The organism is Klenkia taihuensis (genome assembly GCF_900112525.1).
Classification (GTDB): Bacteria; Actinomycetota; Actinomycetes; order Mycobacteriales; family Geodermatophilaceae; genus Klenkia; species Klenkia taihuensis.
Map to the genome: position 1 here is coordinate 558,638 of NZ_FOMD01000002.1, position 12,673 is coordinate 571,310.

Annotated in this window: 14 protein-coding genes; 4 read left to right on the forward strand and 10 right to left on the reverse strand. The window is 74.3% G+C overall.

The annotated features are described in order from the left end of the window. Positions 1-3: 3 nt before the first annotated feature. The gene (locus BM158_RS10640) at positions 4-768 is read right to left on the reverse strand and encodes a VOC family protein (protein ID WP_091557726.1); all 765 of its coding nucleotides are present in this window, start codon (positions 766-768) and stop codon (positions 4-6) included. Positions 769-863: 95 nt separating this feature from the next. On the opposite strand from BM158_RS10640, the gene BM158_RS21510 reads away from it, so the two are divergent. Then, positions 864-1,268 (forward strand): hypothetical protein, encoded by a 405-nt coding sequence (locus tag BM158_RS21510; RefSeq protein WP_091557728.1) that lies wholly within the window; start codon positions 864-866, stop codon positions 1,266-1,268. On the opposite strand, the gene BM158_RS10650 is transcribed toward BM158_RS21510, so the two are convergent. From BM158_RS10650 to BM158_RS10675, 6 genes are all read right to left on the reverse strand, one after another. Beyond that, positions 1,265-1,651 carry a type II toxin-antitoxin system death-on-curing family toxin gene (locus BM158_RS10650; protein ID WP_091557730.1) on the reverse strand — a complete coding sequence of 129 codons (387 nt, stop codon included), beginning with the start codon at positions 1,649-1,651 and terminating at the stop codon, positions 1,265-1,267. The genes BM158_RS21510 and BM158_RS10650 overlap by 4 nt on opposite strands. Beyond that, complete coding sequence (locus tag BM158_RS10655; protein WP_191328689.1) at positions 1,648-1,845, reverse strand: ribbon-helix-helix protein, CopG family; 198 nt, start codon at positions 1,843-1,845, stop codon at positions 1,648-1,650. The genes BM158_RS10650 and BM158_RS10655 overlap by 4 nt, the downstream gene beginning before the upstream one ends. Positions 1,846-1,885: 40 nt before the next feature. Then, positions 1,886-3,568, reverse strand: coding sequence for a dipeptide ABC transporter ATP-binding protein (locus BM158_RS10660; RefSeq protein ID WP_091557733.1), 1,683 nt, complete (start codon positions 3,566-3,568; stop codon positions 1,886-1,888). Next, positions 3,565-4,488 carry an ABC transporter permease gene (locus BM158_RS10665; RefSeq protein ID WP_229827698.1) on the reverse strand — a complete coding sequence of 308 codons (924 nt, stop codon included), beginning with the start codon at positions 4,486-4,488 and terminating at the stop codon, positions 3,565-3,567. Before BM158_RS10665 ends, BM158_RS10660 begins: the two co-directional genes overlap by 4 nt. A gap of 83 nt (positions 4,489-4,571) precedes the next feature. Beyond that, the gene (locus tag BM158_RS10670; protein WP_091557738.1) at positions 4,572-5,666 is read right to left on the reverse strand and encodes an ABC transporter permease; all 1,095 of its coding nucleotides are present in this window, start codon (positions 5,664-5,666) and stop codon (positions 4,572-4,574) included. A 109-nt stretch (positions 5,667-5,775) separates the two neighbouring features. After that, positions 5,776-7,407 carry an ABC transporter substrate-binding protein gene (locus BM158_RS10675; protein ID WP_091557741.1) on the reverse strand — a complete coding sequence of 544 codons (1,632 nt, stop codon included), beginning with the start codon at positions 7,405-7,407 and terminating at the stop codon, positions 5,776-5,778. Between the two features lie 185 nt (positions 7,408-7,592). On the opposite strand from BM158_RS10675, the gene BM158_RS10680 reads away from it, so the two are divergent. Next, complete coding sequence (locus BM158_RS10680; protein WP_091557744.1) at positions 7,593-8,501, forward strand: aldo/keto reductase; 909 nt, start codon at positions 7,593-7,595, stop codon at positions 8,499-8,501. Here BM158_RS10680 and recR read toward each other — a convergent pair. Next, positions 8,498-9,091: a recombination mediator RecR gene (gene recR / locus BM158_RS10685; RefSeq protein ID WP_091557746.1), complete on the reverse strand. Its 594-nt coding sequence runs from the start codon at positions 9,089-9,091 to the stop codon at positions 8,498-8,500. The two genes, BM158_RS10680 and recR, sit on opposite strands and share 4 nt — an antisense overlap. Next, positions 9,091-9,423 carry a YbaB/EbfC family nucleoid-associated protein gene (locus BM158_RS10690; protein ID WP_091557749.1) on the reverse strand — a complete coding sequence of 111 codons (333 nt, stop codon included), beginning with the start codon at positions 9,421-9,423 and terminating at the stop codon, positions 9,091-9,093. Before BM158_RS10690 ends, recR begins: the two co-directional genes overlap by 1 nt. 50 nt (positions 9,424-9,473) lie before the next feature. Between BM158_RS10690 and BM158_RS10695 the strand changes: the two genes are divergently transcribed. Continuing rightward, positions 9,474-10,304: an N-acetylmuramoyl-L-alanine amidase gene (locus BM158_RS10695; RefSeq protein ID WP_207506379.1), complete on the forward strand. Its 831-nt coding sequence runs from the start codon at positions 9,474-9,476 to the stop codon at positions 10,302-10,304. 98 nt (positions 10,305-10,402) lie between these two features. Here the strand turns inward: BM158_RS10695 and BM158_RS10700 are convergent, their stop codons facing one another. Then, on the reverse strand, positions 10,403-11,074 hold the full coding sequence (locus BM158_RS10700) for a TetR/AcrR family transcriptional regulator (RefSeq protein WP_091557753.1): 672 nt from the start codon (positions 11,072-11,074) through the stop codon (positions 10,403-10,405). A 96-nt stretch (positions 11,075-11,170) separates the two neighbouring features. Between BM158_RS10700 and BM158_RS10705 the strand changes: the two genes are divergently transcribed. Beyond that, complete coding sequence (locus BM158_RS10705; protein WP_091557756.1) at positions 11,171-12,670, forward strand: MFS transporter; 1,500 nt, start codon at positions 11,171-11,173, stop codon at positions 12,668-12,670. Positions 12,671-12,673: the final 3 nt, after the last annotated feature.

Sequence of the window (12,673 nt, forward strand, 5' to 3'; positions counted from 1 at the left end):
GGGTCAGGCCGCCTCGCCGGAGGTCTGCATCAGCGAGAAGGCCGCGCCCTGCGGGTCGGCGACCACGGCGTACCGGCCGTACGGGGAGTCCTGCGCCGCCAGCAGCACCGAACCGCCGCGCTCGGTCACCGCGGCGACGGTGGCGTCGGTGTCGGTGACCGCGAAGCAGACACCCCAGCCGGGCACCGGGGAGTCGTCGGCCCCGCCCAGGCCGCCCAGCCAGCGGTCGCCGAGCCGGAAGGTCTGGTAGGTGCCCATGCCCTCGACCGGGTCCCAGGACCAGCCGAACAGCGCCGTGTAGAACGTGCGGGCGGCGGCCGGGTCGGACACCGCCGCCTCGTTCCAGACCAGCGACCCGTGCTCGTTGTACCGCTCCACACCGGGGTGCTGCCCGGCCTGCCAGAGCCCGAAGACCGCTCCGGTCGGGTCGGCCAGCACGGCGAGCGAGCCCAGCGGACCGACCTGGTCGGGGCCCGTGTGCACCGTTCCGCCGGCCTCGCGGGCCGCGGCCACCGACGCCTCGACGTCGTCGGTCGCGAAGTAGCTCATCCAGGCCGAGGGCTGGCCCTCGCGCATCGTCGGGCCCACCCCGGCGACCCGGGAGCCGCCGACCTCGGCGCTGGCGTAGCCGCCGGCCGCCTCGGCGCCCTCGGGCAGGTGCCAGCCGAACACCTCGGCGTAGAAGGTGCGCGCGGCCGGCAGGTCGGTGCTGGCCAGGTCGATCCAGCACGGGGTGCCGGCGGGCCAGGGCGTGGTCCGGGTGGGCATCGGTCCTCCTCGCGGTCGGTGGTGCGGGCACCCTCCCACCGGGGTCCGACAGGAATCCGGGGGACAGCCACCGCCGTCCCCCGCACGCTGGTGCCGTGCACCCCGCCCTCGCCCGCGCGCTCGAGCCCGTCCTCCGCGACCTGCGCACCAGCGGCGGCCCGCTGCCCCGGGTGGTCGACCAGGACTGGACCGGCGACCCCGGTTCGCCCTCGCTCTACCTCTGGGACGACGCCGTCGGCACCGGGCTCGGCGGCGGCACCGGCGTGCGGATCGACCTGCACGACGACGCGGACGAGCAGGCCCTGGACCTCGCCGGTCAGGTGCAGGAATGGGCGTGGGAGGCGCTGGCCGGCACCCACCGGTCGAACTGGCCGGTCTGCCCGGCCCACCCCACGACCCACCCGATGGACCTCGCCGTCCGCGACGGGCAGGCCGGGTGGGCCTGCCCCCGGGGCGGACCCGTGCGGGCCCGCCTCGGCGAGCTCGTCGCGGAGTCCTAGCGGAGCCCGTCCGCGACGACCGCCGCGACCTCGGCGACGTCCACCTCACCCGCGGCGACCGCGACGACGAGCCGCTCGGCCCTGTCGACGTCGAGCACCAGGTCGAGCCCGTTGAGCAGGCAGAGCACCCGGCCTGCGGCCCAGGCCAGCCTCTTGTTGCCGTCGACGAGCGGGTGGTTGCGCGCCAGCGAGTGCATCAGCGCCGCCACCTTCTCGGGGGAGGTCGGGTAGGCGTCGGCACCGAACACGGTCGTCCGTGGCCGGGCGGCCGCCGACGCCAGCATGCCCAGGTCGCGGACCTGGACCCCGTCGACGACCCCGGCCGCGACCTCGAGCAGGTCCTCCACGGAGAGGTGGTCGACGACCTCCCCTCCCCGGCTCACTGCGCCAGGCGGCGGAGCAGTTCGGCGTCCTCGTCCCGCACCCGGCTGATGGCAGTGCGCAGCCGCGCCGGCCGGTCGCTGACGTACTCCCGGATGGCGGCGCGGGCGACGTCCTGCATGGATGTGCCGTCGCGCTCGGCCCGGGCCCGTAGGGCCTCGGCCTCGTCGTCGGTCAACCGGAGGTTCATCGCCACCCGGTCACGGTACCGCCGCGGTACCACACTGTCAGCCGGATCAGCGCAGGGCGGCCCACCGGGCCCGGCGCTGGGCCTGCTCCGCCGGGTCGGGCACCGGCAGGGACGCCAGCAGCCGCTGGGTGTAGGGGTCCTGCGGGGCGCCGAGCACCCGCTCGCCGGTGCCCTCCTCGACCAGCCGGCCGTGGTGCAGCACCGCGATCCGGTCGGCGAGCAGGTCGACCACGGCCAGGTCGTGGCTGATGAACAGCGCGGCGAACCCGAACTCCCGCTGCAGCTCGTCGAACAGCTCCAGCACCCGGGCCTGCACCGACACGTCCAGCGCCGAGGTCGGCTCGTCGGCGATGAGCAGCTCGGGCTGCAGGGCCAGCGCCCGGGCCAGCGACGCCCGCTGCCGCTGCCCGCCGGACAGCTCGTGCGGGAAGCGGTCGCCGAACGCCTTCGGCAGCTGCACGGCCTCGAGCAGCTCGTCCACCCGGCCGCGGGCGCCGTCGGTGTCCCCTGCCTGCCCGTGCACGACCAGCGGCTCGGCCACCGCGTCGGCGATGGTCAGCAGCGGGTTGAAGCTGGTGGCCGGGTCCTGGAAGACGAACCCGATCCGCCGGCGCACCGGGCGGAACGCCTTCTCCTTGATCCCGGCCACCTCGGTGCCCAGCACCGTCAGCGACCCGCCCGACACCGGCGTCAGGCCGGCGATGGCCCGCCCGATCGTGGACTTGCCGCTGCCGGACTCCCCCACCAGGCCGAGCACCTCGCCCGGGGCGATCGTGAAGTCCACGCCGTCCACGGCGGTGAAGTCGGGCTTGCGGAACCGGCCCGGGTAGACGATCCGCAGGTCGCGGGCGGTGACCACGGCCGGCTGCTCGGCCCAGCCCTCGGGACGGCGGGCGGCGCGGTCGCGGGCACGCGCAGCACCCTGGCCGAGCTTGGGCACGGAGCCCAGCAGCGTCCTGGTGTACTCCTGCTGCGGGTCGGCGAACAGCGTCGCGACGTCGGCGGTCTCCACCAGCTCGCCCTGGTACATGACGGCGACCCGGTCGGCGAGGTCGGCGACGACGCCCATGTTGTGCGTGATCAGCACGATCGACGCGCCGAACTCGTCGCGGCAGCGGCGCAGCAGGTCCAGGATCTCGGCCTGCACGGTGACGTCGAGGGCGGTGGTCGGCTCGTCGGCGATGATCACGCCGGCGTTGAGCGCGAGCGCCTGGGCGATGACGATGCGCTGCTTCTGCCCGCCGGAGAACTGGTGCGGGTAGTGGTCGACCCGCTCCTCGGGGTCGGGGATGCCGACCCGGCGCAGCACGTCGACGGCGACCTCGCGGGCCTCCTTCTTGGAGACGTCGCCGTGGGCGCGCAGGCCCTCGGCGATCTGCCAGCCGACCGGGTAGACCGGGTTGAGCACGCTGCCCGGCTCCTGGAAGACCATGGCGGCGTCCCGGCCGCGCACCGACCGCAGGTCACCGCCGCGCAGGGTGACCACGTCGGAGGTCGTGCCGCCGTCCTTGCTGCGCAGCACGACGGCGCCGCGGGTCAGCGCGGTCTCCGGGAGCAGGCCGAGCACGGTGCGGGCGGTGACGGTCTTGCCGCTGCCGGACTCCCCGACGATGGCCAGCACCTCGCCGGGCTGCAGCTGCAGCGAGACGCCCTTGACGGCGGCGACGTCCCCGCCGTCGGTGGCGAAGGTGACCCGCAGGTCCTTGATGTCGACGACGGGTCCGGTCACGGGGTCCCTCCCTCGGTGCCGGCGGCCAGCCCGCCGCCGGGGGTGACGGCGACGTCGGCCGGCGGCGGGACGTCGGCGGCCCGGCGGCGGCTGCGCAGCCGGGGGTCGGCCAGGTCGTTGAGGCTCTCGCCGACCAGGGTCAGCCCGAGCACGGTGAGCACGATCGCCGCGCCCGGGAAGATCGAGGTCCACCAGATGCCGCTGGTGACGTCGGAGATCGACCGGTTGAGGTCGAAGCCCCACTCGGCCGCGGCGGTGGGCTGGATGCCGAAGCCCAGGAAGCCCAGCCCGGCGAGGGTCAGGATCGCCTCGGAGGCGTTGAGCGTGACGATCAGCGGCAGCGAGCGGGTGGCGTTGCGCAGCACGTGCCGGGTCATGATCCGCCAGGTCCCGGTGCCCACGACCCGTGCGGACTCCACGAACGCCTCGCTCTTGATCCGCACCGTCTCCGCGCGCACCACCCGGAAGTACTGCGGGATGAACACCACGGTGATCGAGATGGCCGCGGCGAGCACACCGCCGACCAGGCTGGACTGCCCACCGCTGATCACGATGGCCGCGACGATGGCCAGCAGCAGCGACGGGAAGGCGTAGACGGCGTCGGCGATGACCACCAGCACGCGGTCCAGCCAGCCACCGAGGTAGCCCGAGACCAGGCCGAGCAGGACGCCGGCCACGATCGACAGCACGATCGCCACGACGATGACGAACACCGCCGTCCGGGAGCCGTAGATGACCCGGGACAGCACGTCGTAGCCGCCGACCGTCGTCCCGAGCAGGTGGTCGCCCGAGGGCGGCTGCTGGGCACCGAACGCGCCGTCGGCGTCGCGCAGCTGGCCGTAGCCGTAGGGCGCCAGCAGCGGGGCGAACACCGCGGCGAGCACGAGGACGCCGGTGAGCACGAGGCCGGTGACGAGCATGCCGCGCTGCAGGCCGACGCTCTGCCGCAGCTGGTGGACGACCGGGAGGGACCGCCAGGTTCGCCGAGATGTCCGCCGGCGGCTCACGAGTACCTCACCCGGGGGTCGATGAGCGCGGCGACGACGTCGACCACGAAGTTGGTGAGCGCGACGATGACCGCCAGCAGCGCCACGATGCCCTGCACGGCCACGAAGTCGCGGGCCTGCAGGTACTGGGAGAGCTGGAAGCCCAGCCCGCGCCACTCGAAGGTGGTCTCGGTGAGCACCGCGCCCGAGAGCACCAGCGCGACCTGCAGGCCGATGACGGTGATGATCGGGACCAGCGCCGGGCGGTAGGCGTGCTTGCGCACCAGCCGGGACTCGCTGACCCCGCGGGAGCGCGCGGCCTCGACGTAGCCCGAGCCGAGCGTGCCGATCATGTTGGTCCGGACCAGCCGCAGGAAGACCCCGGCGGTGAGCAGGCCCAGGGCCAGCGAGGGCAGGACGGCGTAGCGCAGCACCTCGACCACCAGGTCGCCGTTGCCGGAGCTGATCGCGTCGATCAGGTAGATCCCGGTGCCCGAGCCGCTGCGGTTGAGCTGGATCTGCCCGCGGGTGGAGATGCGCCCGGCGACCGGCAGCCAGCCCAGCCACACGGAGAAGACCAGCTTGAGCAGCAGCCCCGCGAAGAAGACCGGGGTGGCGTAGCAGAAGATCGCGAAGAAGCGCAGGACGGCGTCGGGGTACCGGTCGCGCAGCCGCGCGGCCACCATGCCCAGCGGGATGCCGACGACGAGCGCCACGGCCAGGGCGTAGACGGCCAGCTCCAGCGTCGCCGCGCCGTAGGTGGTCAGCACCTCGGTGACCGGGCGGCGGTCGCTCAGCGTCGTCCCGAAGTCGCCGCGCAGCAGGCCGCCGAGGTAGTCGAGGTACTGGACCAGCAGCGGTCGGTCGTAGCCGGCCTCCCGCACCCGCTCGGCCAGCTGGTCGGCCGGCAGCCGCCCGCCCAGCGCCGCGGTGATCGGGTCACCGGTGGTGCGCATCAGGAAGAACACCGTGGTCACCAGGATGAACACGGTCGGGATGATCAGCAGGGCGCGGACCAGCAGGTAGCTGCCCAGCCCGCTGCTGCGACGTCGGCGTCCGGCGGGTGCGTCCGCGGGCGCCGGCGGGGCCGGGTCCTGGGTCGCGGTGGTCATCGGGTCCTCACGGGGTGCTCGCTCCATCGGGGGTGTGCGGCGGGGTGACGCACGTCCGGCCCCGGGCCGCCCTGGAAGGGGCGACCCGGGGCCGGGTGTGCTGGGTGGGTCAGCCGACGGACAGCGCGCCGTACCGGAACTTGAAGGAGGCGTCCAGGGTGTCCGACGCACCCTCGACACCGGACCGGACGACGGCCACCTGGGCACCCTGCAGGTAGGGCACCGTGGACAGGTCCTCGGCGACCAGCTGCTGGATCTGCTCGATCAGCGCCGTCCGCTCGTCGGCGTCCGGGGTGCTGGCCTGCTGCAGGATCAGGTCGTTGACCTGCTGGTCCTCGTAGTGGTTGCCGAGGAAGTTCTCGGTCAGGAAGAACGGCGTCAGGTAGTTGTCGGCGTCGGAGTAGTCCGGGAACCAGCCGAGCTGGTAGGCCGGGTAGACGTCGGCGGTGCGGTCCTCGGAGTACTGCGTCCACTCCGTGGTCTGCAGGTCGACCTGGAACAGGCCGGTGGCCTCCAGCTGGTCCTTGATCAGCGCGTACTCGTCACCCGAGCTGGGCCCGTAGTGGTCGTTGGAGTACTGCAGGGACAGCTGGACCGGGGTCTGCACGCCGGCGGCCTGGAGGGTCTGCGCGGCCTTGTCCGCGTCCGGGCCGCCCTCGCCGTCGCCGTACAGGCTCTCCAGCGGGGTGGCCGCACCGGTCAGGCCGTCGGGCACGTAGGAGTACAGCGGGGTGTAGGTACCGCGGTAGACCTGGTCGGCGATCTCCTCGCGGTCGATCAGGTCCGCGACGGCCTGCCGGACGGCGAGGGCCTTGGCCGGGTCGGCCTCGGACGTCGTCGCGCCGTAGGGCTGGGTGTCGAAGTTGAAGACGATGTAGCGGATCTCGCCGCCGGGGCCGTCCACGACCTCGACGTCGTCGTTGCCGCGCAGGTCGTCGATGTCGGTGGCCGACAGGCTGCGGAAGGCCACGTCGATGTTGCCCTGCTCGATGTCCAGCTTCAGGTTCGAGGCGTCGGCGTAGTAGGTGACGTCGACGTTCTCGGTCTTCGGCGCGCCGAGCAGACCCTGGTAGTCGGGGTTGGCCTGGTAGGAGACCAGGCTGTTGATCTCGTAGTCGGTGATGACGTAGGGGCCGGCGAAGGCGTTGCCGGACACGATCTCGTCGTCCGGGGTCAGCGAGTCGGCGGAGAAGACGTCCTCGTCCACGATCGGGCCGGCCGGGCTCGACAGGATCTGCGGGAAGATCTGGTCGTCGGCGGTCTTGAGGGTGAACACGACGGTGGTGTCGTCGGTGGCCTCGACCGAGTCGAGGTTGTAGAGCAGCGAGGCCGGCCCGTTGGGGTCGTTGATGGCCACCATGCGCTCGAAGGTGAAGACGACGTCGGAGCTGGTCAGCTCGTTGCCGTTGGCGAAGGTCAGGCCCGGCTTGAGGGTGACGGTGTACTCGGTCGGCGAGGTGAACTCCGCCGACTCGGCGATGTCGGGCTCGACGTCGGGGCTGCCCAGCGGGGTGTTCATCAGGAACGGGTAGACCTGGTTCATCACCGCGAACGAGCCGTTGTCGTACGAGCCGGCCGGGTCGATCGTGGTGATCTTGTCGCTGGTGCCGATGAGCAGCGAGTCGCCGTCGCCGCCGGAGCTGCCGCCCCCGCCGGAGTCACCGCCGCCGCAGGCGGCCACGGACAGGGCGGTGAGGGTGGCGGCGGAGGCCGCGAGCACCCGGGTGGTTCGGCGCTGCATGCTGGAGGACCTGCTTCCTCGGCTGGTTCGGGCCGGACGAGCTGTGTGCTGGGCGGGCCGTGGCGGGACGAACTCCCGGCGACGGCTGGCCGAACACTAGGTCGTTGCGGAGCGGGACCTGTGCGGCGGGGCGGCGATCGTCACCGGATCGAGACCTCGACGGCCACCGGGCAGGATGGGTCCCCGTGAGCGCTGACCTGGGACTCGGCCTGGCCGCCGTCGGCCGCCCGGCCTACATCACCCTCGGCCGCGACGCCGACCTGCCCGGCGACCGCTCCCCCGCCGCGCTGCAGGCACGGGCGCACGAGCTGCTGGACACCGCGGTCGACCTCGGCATCGGCTGGTTCGACGCCGCCCGCTCCTACGGCCGCGCCGAGCAGTTCCTCTCGACCTGGTCCGGGCCGGGCACGGTCTCGAGCAAGTGGGGCTACACCTACACCGCCGAGGACCCCACGGTGGACGCCGACGAGGTCAAGACGCACGACCTGGCCACCTTCGACCGGCAGTGGGCGGAGACCCGGGCGCTGCTCGGGGACCGGGTGGCGCTGTACGCGGTGCACTCGCTGACCGTCGAGAGCCCGCTGTGGGAGGACGACGCGCTGCTGCACCGGCTCGGCGAGGTCCGCGACGCCGGCACCCCGCTGGGCTTCTCGACGTCGGGGCCGCGGCAGGCCGACGCCGTCCGCCGGGGTCTGGAGCTGCAGGTCGACGGCCGGCCGCTGTTCTCCGCCGTGCAGAGCACCTGGAACCTGCTGGAGCCCTCGGTCGGCCCGGCGCTGGCCGAGGCCGCCGCGGCGGGGTGGCGGGTGCTGGTGAAGGAGGGCGTGGCCAACGGACGGCTGACCGACCGCGGCCTGCCGGCCGGCTCCCCGGTGCGCGCGGCCGCCGAGGCCGCCGGGGTGGGCCCGGACGCCGTCGCGCTGGCCGCCGCACTGGCCCAGCCGTGGGCCTCGGTGGTGCTGTCGGGCGCGGTGACGCCCGACCAGCTGCGCGCCAACGCCGCCGCCCGCGACGTCGTCCTGCCCGATCTCCCCGACCTGGCCGAGGAGCCCGGGGCGTACTGGGCGACCCGCGCAGCCCTGCCCTGGGCCTAGATCCGGCGGCGGCCCTCGAACGCGCGGCCGAGGGTGACCTCGTCGGCGTACTCCAGGTCACCGCCCACGGGCAGCCCGCTGGCCAGCCGGGACACCGCCAGCCCCATCGGGGAGACCAGCCGCGCCAGGTAGGCCGCGGTGGCCTCGCCCTCGAGGTTGGGGTCGGTGGCGATGATCAGCTCGGTGACCGAGCCGTCCATCAGCCGGCTCATCAGCTCCTTGACCTTGAGGTCGTCGGGGCCGATGCCCTCGATCGGGCTGATCGCGCCGCCCAGCACGTGGTAGCGGCCCCTGAACTCCCGGGTGCGCTCGATGGCCACGACGTCCTTGGGTTCCTCGACGACGCAGATGGTGTCGAGCGAGCGGCGGGGGTCGCGGCAGATGCGGCACTGGTCGGCCTCGGCGACGTTGAAGCAGATGCTGCAGAAGCGGACCTCGGCCTGCACCCGCTGCAGCGAGGCCACCAGCCGGCCGACGTCGGCGGCGTCGGCGGCCAGCAGGTGGAAGGCGATGCGCTGCGCGCTCTTGGGACCGACGCCGGGCAGCCGGCCGAGCTCGTCGATCAGGTCCTGGACGGCACCCTCGTACATCAGAAGCCGGGCAGGCCCAACCCGCCCGCGGCACCGGCCAGCGGGCCCATCGTCTGCTGGGTCAGCTCACCGGCGGCGCGGTTGGCGTCGCGGACGGCGGCGACCACGAGGTCCTGCAGGGTCTCCACGTCGTCGGGGTCGACGGCCTGGGGCGAGATCTCGATGGCGGTGAGCTCGCCGCTGCCGGTCATCGTGGCGGTGACCATGCCGCCGCCGGCCGTGCCGGTGACCTCGGCTGCGGCCAGCTGCTCCTGGGCCGCGGCCAGCTGCTGCTGCATCTTCTGCGCCTGCTTCATCAGCTGGGCCATGTCGGGCTGTCCACCGGGTCGCATGCGGTCGAGGGTATGCCGTGGGTCCGACAGCCCGTGGCACGCTGCGGGGCGTGCGGGCAGCGGCGGTCCTCTGCGCGGCGGCGCTGGTGCTCGCCGGGTGCGGCGCCGGCCCCGCCCCGCAGGCCGCGCCGACGAGCGCCCCGGCGGCCACCACCGCCGACCGGACGACGCCCGCGCCGACCACCCCGACGGCGACCAGCGCGCCGCCCACGACGACCCCGGCCCCCACCACCCCGGCGCCGGTCGTCGTGCTGGACCCGGGCCACAACGGCGGCAACGCGGCCGACCCCGGGGCGATCGGCACCCCGGTGCCCGACGGCACGGGTGGCACCAAGCCCTGCAACACCACCGGCACCGCCACCGACGCCGGGTACCCGGAGCACGCCTTCACCTGGGACACCGCGCTGCGGGTGCGGGACCTGCTGACGGCGGCCGGCGTCCAGGTGGTGCTGACCCGGCAGGACGACACCGGTGTCGGGCCGTGCGTCGACGTCCGCGGGCAGCTGGGCGCGCAGGTCGGGGCGGCGGCATTCGTCGGCATCCACGGCGACGGCGCGGCGGCCGGGTCCCGCGGGTTCCACGTCATCACGTCCTCGCTGGACCCCGGCGGGCCACAGGTCGCGGCCGGCACGGCGGCGCTGGCCACCGACCTGCGGGACGCGCTCACCGCGGTGGAGCCGGTCAGCGACTACCTGGGCACCGACGGGCTGGACAGCCGCGGCGACCTGGCCGGGCTGAACCTCAACACCGTCCCCGCGGTGTACGTGGAGTGCGGCAACATGCGCAACGCCGCCGACGCCGCGCTGATGAGCTCGGAACCCGGCCGGCAGGCGCTGGCCGCCCAACTGGCCGCGGGGGTCCTCGCCTTCCTCGCCCGCTGACTGCCGGGACCAGGCGTCGACCAGGGACGTTGATCGAGGTCCGTCCCCCTCGCCGGACCTGGTGCAGGAGGACGGACTCCCGCGCAGGGGGACGGCGGTCAGCGCGGGCGGCGCACCGGCTCGACGACGCAGGCCAGGTCGTCCTCGCCGACCGCGACCTGCGGCAGCGGGGTCGGGGCGTCCCGGCGCAGGCACAGCCCGTCGAGCACCAGCGTCACGTACCGCTCCCGCAGCCGGGCGCGGTCGGGGCCACCGACCCGCCCGACCATCGCCACCGCGATGCCGATGTCCAGCCCGCTGACGTCCGGGCGCAGCACGCCGGCCCGCTGGGCGTGCCGGACCAGCGCGTCGACGGCCGGGGCCAGCCGGTCCCGTCCGCTGGCCACCCGCTCGTGCCCCCGACCGGCGGCGGCGAGCACCTGGGCGAGCCCGCGGTCGGCCGCCTGGGCCTCCGCGCCCCAGTGCAGGAACCCCACCAACCCACGCCACGGGTCGGGGTCGGCGGCTGCCTCCTCGGCCCGGGCGACGACGGCGTCGACCTCCTCCTGGAACAGCGCCTCCACCAGGTCCCGGCGCTCGGGGAAGCGCCGGTAGACCGTGCCCACCCCGACGCCGGCCACCCGGGCGACCTCGTCGAACCCCGCGTCGAGGCCCTGCGCGGCGAACACCTCGCGCGCCGCCGCCAGGATCCGCGCCCGGTTGCGCTCGGCGTCCTTGCGCAGCGGCCGGGCGGCCGGGTCGCCGTCGGCGGCCGGCGTGACGGAGGACATGCACCCGATGTTAACCGAAACGGAACCCGCTCTCCGTTTCCACTGCTAGCGTCGGGTGGAAACGGAAGACCTGCTCCACTTAGCTCGGAGGACCGCATGACCAGCACCACCCACGCCGACCGGGACGCCCGCACGGGCGCCTCCCCCGGAGCCGGGCGGCGACGCTGGCTCGTGCTGGCCGTGGTCGCCCTCGCCCAGCTGATGGTCGTGCTCGACGCCACCATCGTGAACATCGCCCTGCCCACCGCCCAGGCCGACCTCGGCTTCGGCAACGACAGCCGGCAGTGGATCGTCACCGCCTACGCCCTCGCCTTCGGCTCGCTGCTGCTGGTCGGTGGCCGGCTCGCCGACCTCCTCGGCCGCAAGCCGGTCTTCCTGGTCGGCCTGGTCGGGTTCGCCGTGGCGTCGGCGGTCGGCGGCGCGGCCAACGGCTTCGGCGTGCTGGTCGCGGCGCGCGGCGCGCAGGGCGTGTTCGGCGCCCTGCTGGCCCCCGCCGCGCTGTCGCTGCTGACCGTCACCTTCGCCGAGGGCAAGGAGCGCGGCCGGGCCTTCGCGGTGTTCGGCGCGCTGTCGGGCGCCGGCGGCGCCATCGGCCTGATCCTCGGCGGGGCCCTCACCGAGTACCTGTCGTGGCGCTGGTGCCTGTACGTCAACGTGCCCATCGCGGTGCTCGCCGTCGTCGGCGCCCTGGTCTTCCTGCCCCGGCGGAGCACGCGTGCGCCCGGCGCCCCGGGCCTGGACCTGCCCGGTGCCGCGCTGAGCGTGGCCGGGCTGGTGTCGCTCGTGTACGGCCTGGCCTGCGCCGAGACCGACGGCTGGTCGGCCGGGTCGACCCTGGGCTTCATCGCCGCGGGGATCGTGCTGCTCGCGGCCTTCGTGCTGGTGGAGACCCGCGTCGCGCACCCGCTGCTGCCGATGCGGGTGCTCACCGACCGGGCCCGGGGCGGCGCCTACGTGGCGGTCGGTCTCGTGGGGGCCGGCATGTTCGGCGTCTTCCTGTTCCTCACCTACTTCCTCACCCAGGTGCTCGGGTACCAGCCGCTGCCCACCGGGGTGGCCTTCCTGCCGATGATCGTGGCGCTGACCCTCACCGCGCAGACGTCACCGGCGATCGTCAACCGGGTCGGGGTCAAGGTGCCGGTGACCGCGGGCTTCGTGGTCGGCGCCCTGGGGATGCTGCTGCTGACCCTGCTCGACGTCGACAGCGACTACCTGACCGGCGTCCTGCCCGGCCTCGTCGTGGTCGGGCTGGGCATCGGGTTGGTCATCGCCCCCGCCTTCGCCGCCTCCACGCTCGGGGTGCAGCGGGAGGACGCCGGGGTGGCCTCCGCCGCGGTGAACACCTTCCAGCAGATCGGCGGCTCGATCGCCACCGCGGTGCTGTCCGCCCTGGCCGCGGCAGCGGCGACCGACGCGCTGGTCGGGGTGGACCCGGGTGACCCCGCCGCATTGCTGCAGGCCTCGGTGTCCAGCTACACGACGGTCTTCGCCTGGTCGGCCGGCATCTTCGCCGCCGGCGCGGTGGTCTGCGGCCTGCTGCTCCCGCACGGCGCGGTCGCCTCGGACCCCGACGCCGCCCCGGTCGTCGGCCACTGACCC

Bases quoted from the DNA above. Each gene is read 5' to 3' on its own strand.
- BM158_RS10690 (WP_091557749.1), bottom strand. From the start codon at position 9,423: ATGCGACCCGGTGGACAGCCCGACATGGCCCAGCTGATGAAGCAGGCG.
- recR (WP_091557746.1), bottom strand. From the start codon at position 9,091: ATGTACGAGGGTGCCGTCCAGGACCTGATCGACGAGCTCGGCCGGCTG.
- BM158_RS10700 (WP_091557753.1), bottom strand. From the start codon at position 11,074: ATGTCCTCCGTCACGCCGGCCGCCGACGGCGACCCGGCCGCCCGGCCG.
- BM158_RS10705 (WP_091557756.1), top strand. From the start codon at position 11,171: ATGACCAGCACCACCCACGCCGACCGGGACGCCCGCACGGGCGCCTCC.
- BM158_RS10640 (WP_091557726.1), bottom strand. From the start codon at position 768: ATGCCCACCCGGACCACGCCCTGGCCCGCCGGCACCCCGTGCTGGATC.
- BM158_RS10670 (WP_091557738.1), bottom strand. From the start codon at position 5,666: ATGACCACCGCGACCCAGGACCCGGCCCCGCCGGCGCCCGCGGACGCA.
- BM158_RS10675 (WP_091557741.1), bottom strand. From the start codon at position 7,407: ATGCAGCGCCGAACCACCCGGGTGCTCGCGGCCTCCGCCGCCACCCTC.
- BM158_RS10665 (WP_229827698.1), bottom strand. From the start codon at position 4,488: ATGCTCGTCACCGGCCTCGTGCTCACCGGCGTCCTCGTGCTCGCCGCG.